The sequence below is a fragment of the Mycobacterium sp. genome (assembly GCF_049802695.1).
Classification (GTDB): Bacteria; Actinomycetota; Actinomycetes; order Mycobacteriales; family Mycobacteriaceae; genus Mycobacterium.
In genome coordinates this window covers 1-14301 of sequence record NZ_JBARMY010000161.1, presented here as the reverse complement: position 1 = coordinate 14301, position 14301 = coordinate 1, and the positions used below count along the sequence as shown (strand labels likewise).

Below are 14301 nucleotides of genomic sequence, written 5' to 3'. Positions count from 1 at the left end.
GCCTTGGGCGGCGTCGAAGGCGCTGTACTCGGCAGACCCTGGGCCGCAGCTGAATCCGGATAGCCCAGGTAGAGCTGATGCAAGATCCGCCGGGACAGCTTGGGAGCGAGGTAGTGACCGACCTCGGCCAGCGTTCCCAGCGGCGTGTCGATGCGTGCGGGCTTGTCGATCAGGCCGCGCACCACCATGGCCGCCGCGTGGTCGGGGCTGATCGCTCGGACCGCATTCAGGCGGCGCGACGGCGCGATCATCGGGGTGCGGACCAGCGGCATGTGGATGTTGGTGAAAGTGATGTGGTCGGACAACGTTTCTGACGACACCACGTCGGCGAACGCGTCGAGGGCAGCCTTCGACGGCAGATAAGAGCTGTACTTGGGGTTGCGGGCCTGCACACCGGCGCTGGACACGTTGACGACGTGACCGAATCTGCGTTCCCGCCAGTGCGGGATCAGCGCCAGCACCATTCGCACCGCGCCGAAGTAGTTGACCGCCATGACGCGCTCGTAGTCGTGCAACCGGTCGGTGGAGTTGACCACCGACCGTCGGATTGACCGGCCGGCGTTGTTCACCAGGAAATCGACGTGGTCGAAGCGGCCAAGGATGTCTTTGACGGTGTGCTCCACCGACGCGGAATCGGTGACGTCGCAGGTAAAGGCATACGCTCGGCCACCGCGGGCGCGGATCTCGGCGACCAGCTCGTCCAGCGCCGCGGCGTTACGGGCCAGCGCGAAAACCGTCGCGCCATGCTCGGCCACCGCGATTGCGGAGGCGCGGCCGATGCCGCTGGAAGCGCCGGTGATGATGACGTGGCGTCCAACCAACGGTCCTCGCGGATCGTGCCGACGTGCCCGGTCGGGATCCAGGTGCTCAGCCCAGTACCGCCATAATGCGGGGGCGTAGTCGACAAAGCGGGGCACCGTGATCGCGTGGTCGGCCAACGCGTTTCGCGTCTCGTCGGAGATGAAGGTGGGCGCCAGGTCAACCACATCGAGCACCTGCGCGGGAATGCCGAGCTGGGTGGCCGCGATGTTGCGCACCGCCTTGGCCCGGCCACGCGTGTTCAGCACCGGCGCGGTCATCTTGCGCGGCAGTGACCCGCGCAGCGGCGGAAGACCCGCCGCGTCGGCGATCCCGCGGTAGATGCCGCGCAGCCCGACTGTTTCCGGCGCGGTCAGATGGAAGGTTTGTCCATCGCGGCTGTCGGCGTGCAGCAAGGCGACCAGTGCCTCGACGACATAGTCGACGGGGACGATGTTCGTGCGCCCAGAATCCGGTAGCAGGATCGGGGTGAAGCGGGGTAGCAGCGCCAGCCTGGCCAACACGCCGAAGAAGTAGTAAGGACCGTCGATTTTGTCCATTTCGCCGGTGCGCGAATCGCCCACCACGACGGCCGGCCGGTAGATCCGGTAACGCAGTCCCGGCGTCGAGCGCACCAGCGACTCGGCTTCGAATTTTGTCTGGTGATACGGCGTTGGCAGCTGCTGGCCGACGTCGAAGTCGGTTTCGGTGTACTCGCCGGGGAATGTTCCGGCGACCGCGATGGACGACACGTGGTGCAGTGTGGCGTCCAGTCGGCGCGCCAGCCCGACGATCGCGCGGGTGCCCTCCACGTTGGCGGCCCATTGCTCGATTGCGCCGGCTTTGATGTCGTAGATTGCGGCACAATGCACTACGTGGTCGACATGGCCGAGCTCGACCAGCGCATCGTCGGTCAGCTCAGGACAGGTGATGTCGCCGACCAGCGCCGTGGCCCGCTCACCCCAGTCGGTGGCCAAACGTTCGAACCGCCCCAGCGACTGGCGGCGGACCAACACCCAGACTTCGGCGTCAGGTCGGGTGTCCAGCAGTCGTGACACCACTCGGCGCCCTATAAACCCGGTACCGCCGGTAACGAGATACCGCATGCCAGTCATCGTGGTCGCGCCGCTGGTCGGCGTCAACGGTCTGTGACGCGGTCGATACGCCGCTTCGGCGGCAGGCGGTTGAGGCGTCAGTAATTGAATTCGCGGATGCCGTCCCAGTCGACCAGCGTCCAGCCGGTTACGGGGCTGCCTTTGACGACGACCCGGCCGATGTTGGGCAGCGGATGCTCGTTGACCAGATTGTCGTTGGGGTTGTTCACGTTGAGCAGCGTCCAGTACATGATCGACTCGCCGTGCGAGAAAGCGACCGGGTTCTTCAGCCCGCTGTCGTAGATCTTCTGCACCGCGGCGGTGAACTGGTCGTTGAACTGTTTTCCGCTGATCGAGCCGGGAATCGCGTCGCCGAGGTCGCCGTTGAGCCAGTCCGCCGGCGCCAACAGATACGTCGACTTGTCCATGGATTTCGGTTTGCCGTCGAACCAGCCGGCGCCGATCTCTCGCAGGCCGGGCAGGATCTGAACGTGCTTGCCGAGTCGTTCGGCCAGCGGCGCGGCGGTCTGCTGCGTTCTGACCATCGTCGAGGCGTAGATGCCGTCGTAGTTGTTGCGGCCAAGTTGGTGGGCAATCTGCTCGGCCTGGCCCTGGCCGAGCGGAGTAAGACCCGGGCCCGGAACGTCTGTGTCGATGATCTCGTCCGCATTGGACTGGGACTCGGCATGCCGCACGAAGGTCAGCGTGATCATGCGAGCGTGAGCTGTGTCCGAGCAGGCGCCGATGACGAGGGTCGCGACGATTGCCGCTGCTGCCTTCCAGACGACGCTGCGAGTGCGGTTGCCCATGGGAGATAGCCTGCCCTGCCGAAGGCCGCTGCGTGGCGGGTTTGCGATGGTTGGGTGAAGAAACGGCGCGAATCGAACTGAGAGGAGACTCGCAATGGCGATCGACCCGAATGCCATCGGCGCGGTGACGGAGCCGACGCTGTTCGAGTGGACCGACCGCGACACCATGCTGTACGCGCTCGGCGTCGGGGCAGGCATCGATGATCTGTCTTTCACCACCGAGAACAGCCACGGCATCACATTGCAGACGCTGCCGACCTACGCGGTGATCTGTTGTCCCGCTTTCGGCGCTGCGGGAAAGATCGGTGACTTCAACTGGGGAATGTTGCTACACGGTTCACAGTCCATCCGGCTGCACGCGCCGCTGCCGGTCGCCGGAAAGCTTTCGGTGGTCTCCGAAGTGGTGGACATCCAGGACAAGGGTGAAGGCAAGAACGCGATCGTCGTCTTGCGCGGCAGCGGCACCGACCCGCACACGTCGGCGCTGGTCGCCGAAACGCTCACCACGCTGGTTATCCGCGGCGCGGGCGGCTTCGGCGGCCAGCCCGGTCAGCGCCCGGTCGCGCCGGAGGTTCCGGACCGTGAGCCCGACGCCCGCATCGCATTACCCACACGCGAAGATCAGGCGTTGATCTACCGGCTCTCCGGTGACCGCAACCCGTTACACAGCGATCCCTGGTTCGCCCGCGAGCTGGCCGGTTTCCCCAAGCCGATCCTGCACGGCCTGTGCACCTACGGCGTGTCGGGCCGCGCGCTGGTGGCCGAGCTCGGCAAAGGCGACGCCGCCAACATCACCTCGATCGCCGCACGGTTCACCTCCCCGGTGTTTCCCGGCGAGACACTGACCACTTTGGTTTGGCGGACTGACCCGGGCCGGGCGGTGTTCCGCACCGAAGCTGACGCGTCTGACGCGTCTGAGAGCGGGGCCGCGCGGGTAGTCCTCGAGGACGGCGCGGTCGAATTCACTCCCGTGTGAGCCGCTCTCATGGCAGGCTCTGGAGACCATGGCGTTCAAACTCACATACAGCGACGGACATGAGAACGACTACGACGACGGAACCAAGTGGGTGGTCGAGGACGGCGTGCTCAAGTTGGGACGTGAGGAGGGGAAATGGAGCGTTCTGCTCTCGCCGAGTCACTGGGCCACTGTCGAGCTGGTGCCGGACGAAGGCAAAGACGGCGACGACGGTGACGACGACAGTGACGACGACGATGACGATGACGATGACGATGACGACAGCTGACGTCTAGCTGAGCTCAGCGGTTCGCGGCGATTCGCCGCGCCAGTCGTCCGGTGAAGTCGCTCACCTGGGCCGGACTGTCCAATGCGTAGCGCGCGGCGGTGGCGCGATCGCCGTCGTCGCTGTGCCGCACCACGATCCCGATACCGTCGCCGAGCACGGCGTCGAAGGCGTCTTCGTCGGTGATGTCGTCGCCAAGATAAATCGGTAGCAGCCGGGCCGGTTGGTCATCGCTGATCTGGTCGACCACCCAGCGCAGCGTCTTGCCCTTGTCCCAGTCGATGTCGGGTCGCAGCTCGATGACCTCCCGTCCGGTCGTGACCCGCAGCGCGGCGCGCTGCCCGATGCCGCGCACCGCCGCCAGCACCTCGCCGACCCGGTCGCGTTCGGCGTTGCGGTAATGCACCGCAACTCCAAATCGCTTGTGTTCCACTGCGACGCCGGTAATCGTGCCTAGTTGTTCGCGTAGTTCCGCCGCGGCGTCTTCCAGCAGGGGGATGGCGGATGCCGCGGCGTCATTCTGGTGGTGTTCGCCATCTGGTCCGACGGACTCGAAGCCGTGGCTGCCGGCGTACCAGATGCCTGGTAGGGCTATCCGCTGCCGGACATCGGCGAGGTCGCGGCCGCTGAGCACCGTGACCGGGCACTGTGCGGTCAGCGACTGCAGCGCCTCGGCGGCGCCGGCAGTCAAGGCGGCCGTATCGGGATCGTCGACGATGTCGGACAATGTTCCGTCGAAGTCGAAGAACACCGCGGGCTGCCGGTCGCCCAGCAAGCTGTCGGCAGCGCCCAGCAAAGCCTCGGCGGCGTCGGGCAGTTGCGACATCCGCTGGTTTCCGGTTCGCACGACGATCTCGCCGAGCCCGCGGACGATCTCGTCGGCGCCGCGGCAACGCAGGTCGTCGCCGCCTTCGGCCCGGTTGAGCCCGACGATCAGCGCGAACCCGCCGGCCCGGGCGAATTTGACGGCGGCTGCCGAGTCTGTGATCAGCACGCATCGGCCCGGCCGGGTGTGCAGCCGACCGACCGCCTCGGTGAGCACCGCAGAGTCAAGGTTCTCAGTGCTGGGCAGCTCGACGCCGCGCACGCCGACGCCGGCCAGTTGCGCGACGAGTGCGGCTGGGTCGGCATCGATGCAAAACAGCACGGCGTCGTGCCGGCGTGGGTCGATGGTGCTGGACACCCTGCTCAGATACCGGCGTCGTCGATGAGCCGACGCGCGATGTCGCGAACCGCGATGTTCGCGCCTTGAGAGAGTTTCACCAACATGTTGAAAGCTGCTTGCTCATCGAGCTCGTAGCGCTCCATCAGGATGCCCTTGGCTTGTCCGATGGTGTCGCGACTACCGAGTGCCGCTGCGAATTGCTGTCCGCGCACAGCGTTACTCCATGCCATGGCGCCGACCGTGGCGAGCGTGGCGGCAACGCGACGCGAGGACTCGGAAAAGGCGCCCGCGCGTTCTGCGTAGAAGTTCAGCGCTCCCATGCTCAGTTCGTCGGCGAACAGCGGCAGCGATAGCACGCTGCGGATCGGGGTTTCCGCGAGCGCGTCTGCTTGGTACTTGGGCCAGCGCGAATCCGTGGCAAGGTCCTCGACTTCGACCGCCTTACGGGTCCAGGCCGCTTCCAGGCAGGGCCCTTGCAGGTGGCGTTGCTGGATCTCGTCGAGCACTTTGGCGCACTCGTCGGTGACCGACGGGCTGCTGACCTCGTTCTCCCGGCTGCTGGTGGTGATCCCGGCGTGGTCTGCACCGGTTACGCAGCGTGCCGCTGCCTGAGTCAGCGCGTCAAGCACCGTGGGGAAATCCTCCGCCTCCGCTGAATAGATAGTGCGGAGCACATCGTTCAGCTCACTGACTCCGTCGAAGTAGTCCAACGATCATCGCCTCACCATCACATCGATCACCGGTTTAGCCGAGGCTGCGGTAAGCGTCTGAAGCAGCTGAAGACAGCAGCCGTAGTAGTGGGCGGCGACTCGTGTCAATGCTGTTTCTTCAACACTGCGGTTGCGTCCACTCTGTCGCCTTGCATGGGAGCAGGAGCAACCGTCCTAAATCCGCCGCCGCTTCGAATGCTACGACTACTTGACTGTTCGTCCAACTGCAGTTCGTCGGCACTATGTGAGCCGTTCGGCCCTGCTTACTGCGGACTGACCCCGGCGAAACGGTCACGCGTCATCATCTGGCGAACAGCAGCACCGAATCTTGACTGAGCGCCTCCAGATGTGCCACCGCTTTCTCGATTCCGGTGCCCAGGTGCTCCACATCGGGGGCGGCGTCGTAGTCGGCGGTGATACCGAACACCAGATCGTCGGCGTAGCTCAGCACCGCCACACCGGTGCGCAACCGCATCGCGATCGGCGGGATTGGCAGAATCCGCTGCACGTTGTGGCCCATCAGCTGTAGCCGCCGGCGCGGTCCCCGGACATTGGTCGCCAAGGCCACGATGCCGCGCTGCGGTAACCGCGTGATCAACCGAATCAGCCAGGAAGACAGCATGTATGGCACATAGTTGGCCGCCGACGTCAAGGTACTGCCGGCTTGCCGCTGGCCCCCGCCTTTGGCGCGGCTCAATCGGCTGTGCACAGTCCGCAGTTGCTGGACCGGGTCGTGCTGATCGACGGGCAGATACGGCAACAGCAAAGAGATGCGGTTGCCCGGTGCGTCCGGGGTGCTGGGTGGGCGGACCGAAACCGGCACCAGAGTGCGCAGGGAATCCGGACGCGGCTCCTCGCCTCGATGCAACAGCACGGAGCGGAAGCCCTGGGTGATCGCCGCCAGCGCAACATCATTGACCGTTACGTCGAACTTGCGGCAGATCTGTTCGATGTCGGCCAACGGAACCCGCACCGCGTGGTAACGCCGCATAGCCGTGACGGGGCCGACCAGCGACGAGCCGGCGGCCGGCCGGATCACACCGGCGGCGATTTCCGCAGCTCCGCCGACTGTTCGAGTGGCGGCGTTGGTGAGTGCAGTAGCGGCGCGCCACAGGTTTTCGGCCGGGTTGCGGGCGGGCGGGTTCGGGACCGGCCGCAGATGCGGATGGGCTGCGGTGGCCCGACGCACCGGTGCTGCCGGCGCGAACGCGTCACCGTCGATGTCGTCACAGAGCCGGGCCAAGATCCGGGTCGCCGAAATCCCGTCGGCCATGCAATGGTGAACCTTCGTCAACATGGCCCAGCGATTGCCCTTCAGGCCCTCGATGACCCAGCACTCCCACAGCGGCCGATCCCGGTCGAGGCGGCGTTCCAGCACACGTGCGACGACCCGGAACAGTTCGCAGTCGTCACCGGGCCGGGGGACGGCGATCCGCCGCACGTGACGGGCCAGGTCGAACTCCGGATCATCGACCCACTTCGGCGGGCTGACATCGAAAGGCTGGCTGCGCAGCACCTGGGCGCATCGCGGTATCGTCCGGATTCGTTCTGCCAGGATCGTTTTGAACTGCTCGTAGTTAGGTGGTGCGCCTTCGACGATGGCGATGCCGCCGATCGCCAGGCTCACGTGCCGATCCGAGTCCTCCGCCATGAGGAAACCTGCATCGAGCGTGTTGAGTTGCTCCATGACCAGTACCGCCGTCCGCTTCTTGAACTTGGGATGAGTATTCCGGCGCCATGAAATCCGGAGGTGGCAGCGACATTAATTCTTGTAAACAACTCTGGTCGATCGGGTGTCTTCGAGCGACGGTCCCCGCGTTCCGGCCGACAGTGGACGACCGCATCACCCTATCGAACCTATGTTCGATACACTGGCCGGCATGGGCTGGAGTAATCCACCGTCGAAATGGTCGGAGATGGAGCGGGTGCTCGACGGCAAACCGCGCCGCTCTGGTATGCCTTTGGTGCTGGGGCCGGCAGATGACGGCCCGTGGTCCACCAAGCGCGGGAAGTACGAGCCGCCCGGCAAGGAAAACGACGCCCGGGCGATCCGCTCGTCGGTTGCGTATGCCGAGCTGCACGCGCATTCGGCGTTCAGCTTTCTCGACGGCGCCAGCACACCGGAGGAGCTCGTCGAAGAGGCGGCGCGGCTGGATCTGCGCGCTATTGCGCTGACCGACCACAACGGCCTGTACGGGGCGGTGCGGTTCGCAGAGGCAGCCGCAGAGCTGGACATGCGTACCGTATTCGGCGCCGAATTGTCGTTGGGCGCCGGTGCCCGCACCGACCAGCCTGATCCGCCCGGCCCGCACCTGCTGGTGTTGGCCCGCGGACCGGAAGGGTATCGACGATTGTCGCGGCAGCTGGCCGCGGCGCATCTGACCGGTGGCGAGAAGGGCAAGCCGCGGTTCGACTTCGACACCCTGACCGAAGCGGCGGACGGGCAATGGCAGATCCTGACCGGCTGCCGCAAAGGTCATGTCCGTCAAGCGCTTCGTGACGGTGGGCCGGATGCGGCCGCGGCAGCGTTGGCCGACCTGGTGGACCGGTTCGGCCGTGACCGGGTCAGCATTGAACTGACCGGGCACGGTCACCCGCTCGACGACGAGCGCAACGCCGCGTTGGCCGGCTTGGCAGCACGATTCGGGCTGGGCACTGTGGCCACCACCGGTGCGCATTTCGCCGCGCCGTCCCGTGGTCGGCTGGCGATGGCCATGGGCGCCATCCGGGCGCGGCAGTCCCTGGACGCGGCCGACGGCTGGCTGGCCCCGCTGGGCGGCACACATCTGCGCAGCGGTGCGGAAATGGCACGGCTGTTCGCCTGGTGTCCTGAAGCCGTCACTGCGGCAGCCGAACTCGGCGAGCAGTGCGCCTTCGGACTGACGTTGATCGCCCCGCAGTTGCCGCCGTTCGACGTCCCGCCCGGGCACACCGAAGACAGCTGGCTGCGCGAGCTGGCTATCACCGGTGCCCGCGACCGCTACGGGCCCCGCACCCGGGCCCGGCAGGCCTACGCACAGATCGAGCATGAGCTCAAGATCATCGCCGACCTGAAATTCCCCGGCTACTTTCTGGTGGTCCATGACATCACCCGGTTCTGCCGGGACAACAACATCCTGTGTCAGGGAAGGGGATCGGCGGCCAATTCCGCGGTCTGCTATGCCATGGGCGTCACCGCGGTCGACCCGGTGGCCAACGACCTGCTGTTCGAACGCTTCTTGTCGCCGGTCCGCGACGGGCCACCTGACATCGACATCGACATCGAGTCGGACCAGCGCGAGAAGGTCATCCAATACATCTACGACAAACACGGCCGTGACTACGCCGCGCAGGTCGCCAACGTCATCACCTACCGGGGGCGGATCGCGGTGCGTGACATGGCGCGCGCCCTGGGCTTTTCACAGGGCCAGCAGGATGCGTGGAGTAAACAGCTCAACAGCTGGTCGGGGCTCGGCCGCGATTCGGACGGCACCGAGCCTGGTATCGAGGGCATTCCCGAGCAGGTGATCGACCTGGCGACCCAGATCCAGAACCTGCCGCGGCACATGGGCATCCACTCCGGCGGCATGGTGATCTGCGATCGCCCGATCGCCGACGTCTGCCCGGTGGAATGGGCTCGCATGGAAAATCGCAGCGTCCTGCAATGGGACAAAGACGACTGTGCAGCAATCGGCTTGGTGAAATTCGATCTACTCGGTCTGGGCATGCTTTCGGCGCTGCACTATGCCATCGACCTGGTGGCCGAACACAAAGGGATCGAGGTCGACCTGGCCAAGTTGGACCTGTCCGAGCCTGCGGTGTACGAGATGCTGTCACGGGCGGATTCGGTCGGGGTGTTCCAGGTGGAGTCAAGGGCGCAGATGGCCACCTTGCCGCGGTTGCGACCACGGGTGTTCTACGACCTGGTGGTGGAGGTCGCCATCATCCGGCCCGGACCCATCCAGGGTGGCTCGGTGCACCCCTACATCCGGCGGCGCAACGGTCTCGACCCGGTCGTCTACGACCACCCCTCGATGGAGCCGACGCTGCGGAAGACGCTGGGAGTACCGCTGTTTCAGGAACAGCTGATGCAGCTCGCGGTCGACTGCGCCGGCTTCTCCGCAGCCGAAGCCGACCAGTTGCGGCGTGCCATGGGGTCCAAGCGCTCGGCCGAACGGATGGGACGGCTGCGCGATCGGTTCTATGCCGGCATGCGGCAACTGCATGGCGCCTCCGACGAGGTGATCGACCGGGTATACGAAAAGCTGTTCGCGTTCGCCAACTTCGGCTTCCCGGAAAGCCACTCGCTGAGCTTCGCCTCGCTGGTGTTCTATTCGTCGTGGTTCAAGCTGCACCACCCGGCGGCGTTCTGCGCCGCGCTGCTGCGCGCACAGCCGATGGGTTTCTACTCACCGCAGTCGCTGGTGGCCGACGCCCGTAGGCACGGCGTGACAGTACACGGGCCGGACGTCAACGCCAGCTTGGCGCACGCCACTTTAGAAGATGAGGGAAACACCGTCCGGCTCGGTCTGGGTAGCGTTCGCCATATCGGTGAAGATCTGGCCGAGACACTGGTTGCGGAGCGAAAAGCCCATGGCCCGTTCGCTTCTCTATTGGATCTGACGACCCGGGTGCAGTTGAGCGTGCCGCAGACCGAAGCGCTGGCCACCGCTGGAGCGTTACGCTGCTTCGGGCTCGCGCGGCGGGAAGCACTGTGGGCGGCGGGGGCCGCGGCCACCCAACGGCCCGGACGGCTGCCCGGCGTGGGCTCGTCATCGCATGTCCCGGCGTTGCCCGGGATGAGCGATCTGGAGCTGGCCGCCGCCGATGTGTGGGCCACCGGTGTCTCCCCGGACAGCTACCCGACGCAGTTTCTGCGGGCGGACCTAGACGCGATGGGTGTGCTGCCCGCCGGTGCACTGCAGTCGGTGCCCGACGGTGCTCGGGTGTTGATCGCCGGGGCGGTGACCCATCGGCAGCGTCCGGGCACGGCCCAAGGGGTGACGTTCGTCAACCTCGAAGACGAGACCGGGATGGTCAACGTGCTCTGTATGCCGGCGGTGTGGGCCCGCCACCGCAGGCTGGCGCAGACGGCGCCGGCGCTGCTGATCCGCGGTCAACTCCAAAACGCCAGCGGCGCCATCACGGTCGTGGCGGAACGAATCGGCAGTATCAAACTCGCTGTCGGCTCGAAATCCCGCGACTTCCGGTGAACCGGAATCAGGGCGATAGTCTCCAGGCATGACCCTGAATCTGTCCGTCGACGAACTTCTGACCACCACCCGCTCGGTCCGTAAACGCCTCGATTTCGACAAGCCGGTGCCCCGGGAGGTGCTGACCGAGTGTCTCGAGTTGGCGTTGCAGGCGCCCACCGGCTCCAACTCGCAGGGCTGGCAATGGATGTTCGTTGAGGACGCCGACAAGAAGAAGGTGATCGGCGACATCTATCTGACGCACGCCCGGCGCTATCTGGGCCGGGCCCGGTGGGAGTATCCGGAAGGGGACACCCGTGGCGAGCGGATGGGACGGGTCCGCGATTCGGCGACCTATCTGGCCGAACACATGCACGAGGCGCCGGTTCTGCTGATCCCCTGTTTGGAGGGCCGGCCAGATGCTTCGCCGCTGGGCGGTGTGTCGTTCTGGGCGTCGCTGTTCCCCGCAGTCTGGAGTTTCTGTCTGGCGCTGCGTTCCCGCGGGCTGGGCTCGTGCTGGACGACACTGCACCTGCTCGAAGACGGCGAGCAACAGGTTGCTGATGTGCTCGGCATTCCTTACCAGAAGTACAGCCAGGCCGGGCTGTTCCCGATCGCCTACACCAAGGGCACCGATTTCCGGCCGGCCAAGCGGCTCCCCGCCGAAACCCTGACGCACTGGAACAACTGGTGAAGCCGGCGAACATCACCTGGTGCTGCCGGCGAAGCCGTGCTGCCGCCATGCCTCGAAGACGGCGACCGCCGCGGCGTTCGACAGGTTCAATGACCGCCGGCCGGCCAGCATGGGAATTCGGACCCGCTCGGTGATGTGGGTGTCGGCCAGCGTCGCAGCGTCCAGGCCGGTGGGTTCCGGACCGAACATCAGCACATCGCCGACTCCGTACTCGATGTCGGTGAACAGCGGGGTGGCGTGCGCGGTGAAGGCGAACACCCGCGTCGGCGACAGCGTGGCCCATGCAGTTTTCAGTGACGGATGCACGGTGACCGAGGCCAGGTCGTGGTAGTCCAGCCCGGCCCGCTTCAGCTTCGGTTCGGACAGGTCGAAGCCCAAAGGTTCGACCAGATGAAGCTCACATCCGGTGGCCGCCGCGGTCCGAATCGCGTTGCCCGTGTTGGGTGCGATGCGCGGCGAATAGAACAGCAACCGGAACATCCGTCGATCATGGCAGGCGGCAGTGCAGCAGTTTGCTCGGCGTCGCCGGTCGGGCCGGGTTCAACCGGGGCCGAACTCTGTCTGTTCAGTAAGAATTGTGGTGAGCGCGGTCAGGGGCTGGCATACTCGTCGAATTGCCATGCGGGTGTCCTTCGCCCTCGGCGCGGGCGAATACCAGGAAAGTCCTATGAACGACGCGCTAACGCTGCGTACCAGGAAAGCGGTCGGTAGCACGGCCGCGGGCCAGTGACAATGTTTGCCCGCCCCACCAGGGCGGACCGGCCCGCAGCCAAGGACGGTATCGCCAACACCGCCAGGGCCGAAGCCAGACCCTCCGCAACCGCCAGACGCCCGCCCAAATGGTCGATGCGGCATTGGCCTGTCCGGTGGAAGGTATTCGCGATCGCGCTGTTCCCGTTGCTGCTGGCCACGGTCTTCGGCGGGTTGCGCATTTACACCGCGGTCACCGATGCCGGTCATCTGCGGCTGGCCGCCGACCGTGCAGAGATGGTTCCGGTCATCACCAAATACATGTCGGCGCTCGACGTCGCACTGGTCGCCAACTCGACCGGAGCTGACGTCGAAGGCGCGCGGAAGAACTACGACGCGCGCCGCTACGAGCTGCAGTCGCGGCTGGCCGGCACCGAAGTGGCCTCCGACGTTCGAACCGGCGTGGGCACTTTGTTGAACGGCGGGCAGGCGTTGCTGGACAAGGTGGCCGCCAACAGCATCGGCCTGCGCGAGCGGGTGACCGGGTACGCGCCCATCCTGTTGACCGCGGAGAACGCCGTCAACGGTTCAGTGCGCATCGACAGCGAGAAGATCCGCGCCCAGGCCGAGGGGCTCAGCCGTGCGCTCGGAGCGCGCGGCCAGATGCTGATGCAGCAGCTGCTGGTGACCCGCGGTGGGGATCTGCCCGACCCGGAACTGCGTACCTCGATGATCACGCTGGCGGGCACCGAACCGTCGACGCTGTTCGGGATGAGCGAGGTGCTCGGCGTCGGGTCACCGGATGCCAAGACGCTGCAGCAGCAGCTGGTGACCCGGATGGCGATCATGTCCGATCCGACAGCTTCGCTGGTCAACAACCCCGGGCTGCTGCGCTCGATCCAAACCACCGATCAGATCGCCGGCCAAGTCATCAACCACACCAGCGCATCGGTGACCAAGCTGGTCGAGGACCAGGCCGCCAGTCGGCGCGACGCCGCCATCCGCGACAGTGCGCTGATCTTCGCGGCCATCGCGGCGGCGCTGATCGTCGTGTTGCTGGTGGCGCGATCGCTGGTGCAGCCGCTGCGGGTACTGCGCGACGGCGCGCTGAAAGTGGCGCATGAAGACCTCGAGCAAGAGATCGCCCGAGTGCGCGCCGGTGATGAGCGTCCGCCCGACCCACTGCCGGTGCACACCACCGAGGAGATCGGCCAGGTCGCCCACGCGGTCGACGAACTGCACACCCAGGCGCTGCTGCTGGCCGGAGACGAGGCGCGGCTGCGCATACTCGTCAACGACATGTTCGAGACTATGTCGCGGCGCAACCGCTCGCTGGTCGACCAGCAGTTGTCGCTCATCGACCGGCTCGAACGCAACGAGCAAGACCCCGACCGGCTCGACAGCCTGTTCCGGCTGGATCACCTGGCCGCCCGAATGCGGCGCAACGGCGCCAATCTGCTGGTGCTCTCGGGCTCGCAGCTCGCCGGCGGACAGCGCGGGCCGGTTCCGCTGTCCACGGCGATCGACGCCGCCACGTCCGAAGTCGAGGATTACCGGCGCGTCGAGACGGTGAAAATGCTCGACGCCGCGGTGAGCGGTGCCGCGGCCGGTGACATCATCCACCTCCTCGCAGAGCTGATCGACAACGCGCTGCGCTACTCACCCCCGACGGCACCTGTACGGGTCGCCGTGGTGCGGCCGTCCGCTGCCGGGATGCTGATCCAGATCACCGACTCCGGTTTGGGCATGACCGACGGCGATCGCCGCATCGCGAACATGCGGTTGCGCGCCGGCGGCGAAGTGAGCCCGGAGAACGCCCGTCACATGGGTCTCTTCGTGGTGGGCCGGCTGGCGGATCGGCACGGTCTGCGGGTCCGGCTGCGCGGCTCGGCGACCGGCGACCCCGATTCGGGTACAACGGCCGAGGTG

General features: G+C 66.2%; 11 protein-coding genes. 5 read left to right on the top strand and 6 right to left on the bottom strand.

Annotated elements, in window-relative coordinates; genetic code table 11:
• Both WA317_RS06660 and WA317_RS06655 read right to left on the bottom strand, forming a co-directional pair.
• Positions 1 to 1904: SDR family oxidoreductase (locus tag WA317_RS06660; protein WP_425172286.1), on the bottom strand; the 1904-nt coding region annotated here is incomplete at its 3' end.
• Between the two features lie 86 nt (positions 1905 to 1990).
• A complete protein-coding gene (locus WA317_RS06655) occupies positions 1991 to 2701 on the bottom strand; it encodes a histidine phosphatase family protein (RefSeq protein WP_425172285.1) in 711 nt (236 codons plus the stop codon).
• 94 nt (positions 2702 to 2795) lie between these two features.
• Between WA317_RS06655 and WA317_RS06650 the strand changes: the two genes are divergently transcribed.
• Together WA317_RS06650 and WA317_RS06645 are read left to right on the top strand one after the other, a co-directional pair.
• Positions 2796 to 3677 carry a MaoC/PaaZ C-terminal domain-containing protein gene (locus tag WA317_RS06650; protein ID WP_425172284.1) on the top strand — a complete coding sequence of 294 codons (882 nt, stop codon included), beginning with the start codon at positions 2796 to 2798 and terminating at the stop codon, positions 3675 to 3677.
• A gap of 28 nt (positions 3678 to 3705) precedes the next feature.
• Positions 3706 to 3945, top strand: coding sequence for a hypothetical protein (locus WA317_RS06645; protein ID WP_425172283.1), 240 nt, complete (start codon positions 3706 to 3708; stop codon positions 3943 to 3945).
• A 13-nt stretch (positions 3946 to 3958) separates the two neighbouring features.
• On the opposite strand, the gene otsB is transcribed toward WA317_RS06645, so the two are convergent.
• The 3 genes from otsB to WA317_RS06630 all read right to left on the bottom strand — a co-directional run bounded on the left by otsB (position 3959) and on the right by WA317_RS06630 (position 7504).
• Positions 3959 to 5125, bottom strand: coding sequence for a trehalose-phosphatase (gene otsB / locus WA317_RS06640; RefSeq protein ID WP_425172282.1), 1167 nt, complete (start codon positions 5123 to 5125; stop codon positions 3959 to 3961).
• A 5-nt stretch (positions 5126 to 5130) separates the two neighbouring features.
• The gene (locus WA317_RS06635; protein ID WP_425172281.1) at positions 5131 to 5817 is read right to left on the bottom strand and encodes a GAF and ANTAR domain-containing protein; all 687 of its coding nucleotides are present in this window, start codon (positions 5815 to 5817) and stop codon (positions 5131 to 5133) included.
• A gap of 301 nt (positions 5818 to 6118) precedes the next feature.
• Positions 6119 to 7504, bottom strand: coding sequence for a WS/DGAT/MGAT family O-acyltransferase (locus WA317_RS06630; RefSeq protein WP_425172280.1), 1386 nt, complete (start codon positions 7502 to 7504; stop codon positions 6119 to 6121).
• 193 nt (positions 7505 to 7697) lie between these two features.
• Between WA317_RS06630 and WA317_RS06625 the strand changes: the two genes are divergently transcribed.
• Together WA317_RS06625 and WA317_RS06620 are read left to right on the top strand one after the other, a co-directional pair.
• A complete protein-coding gene (locus WA317_RS06625; protein ID WP_425172279.1) occupies positions 7698 to 11009 on the top strand; it encodes an error-prone DNA polymerase in 3312 nt (1103 codons plus the stop codon).
• Between the two features lie 28 nt (positions 11010 to 11037).
• A complete protein-coding gene (locus WA317_RS06620; protein WP_425172278.1) occupies positions 11038 to 11682 on the top strand; it encodes a nitroreductase family protein in 645 nt (214 codons plus the stop codon).
• 12 nt (positions 11683 to 11694) lie between these two features.
• On the opposite strand, the gene WA317_RS06615 is transcribed toward WA317_RS06620, so the two are convergent.
• Complete coding sequence (locus tag WA317_RS06615) at positions 11695 to 12162, bottom strand: tRNA (cytidine(34)-2'-O)-methyltransferase (RefSeq protein ID WP_425172277.1); 468 nt, start codon at positions 12160 to 12162, stop codon at positions 11695 to 11697.
• 246 nt (positions 12163 to 12408) lie between these two features.
• Between WA317_RS06615 and WA317_RS06610 the strand changes: the two genes are divergently transcribed.
• A partial coding sequence (locus tag WA317_RS06610; RefSeq protein ID WP_425172276.1) for a sensor histidine kinase occupies positions 12409 to 14301 on the top strand: 1893 nt, incomplete at its 3' end.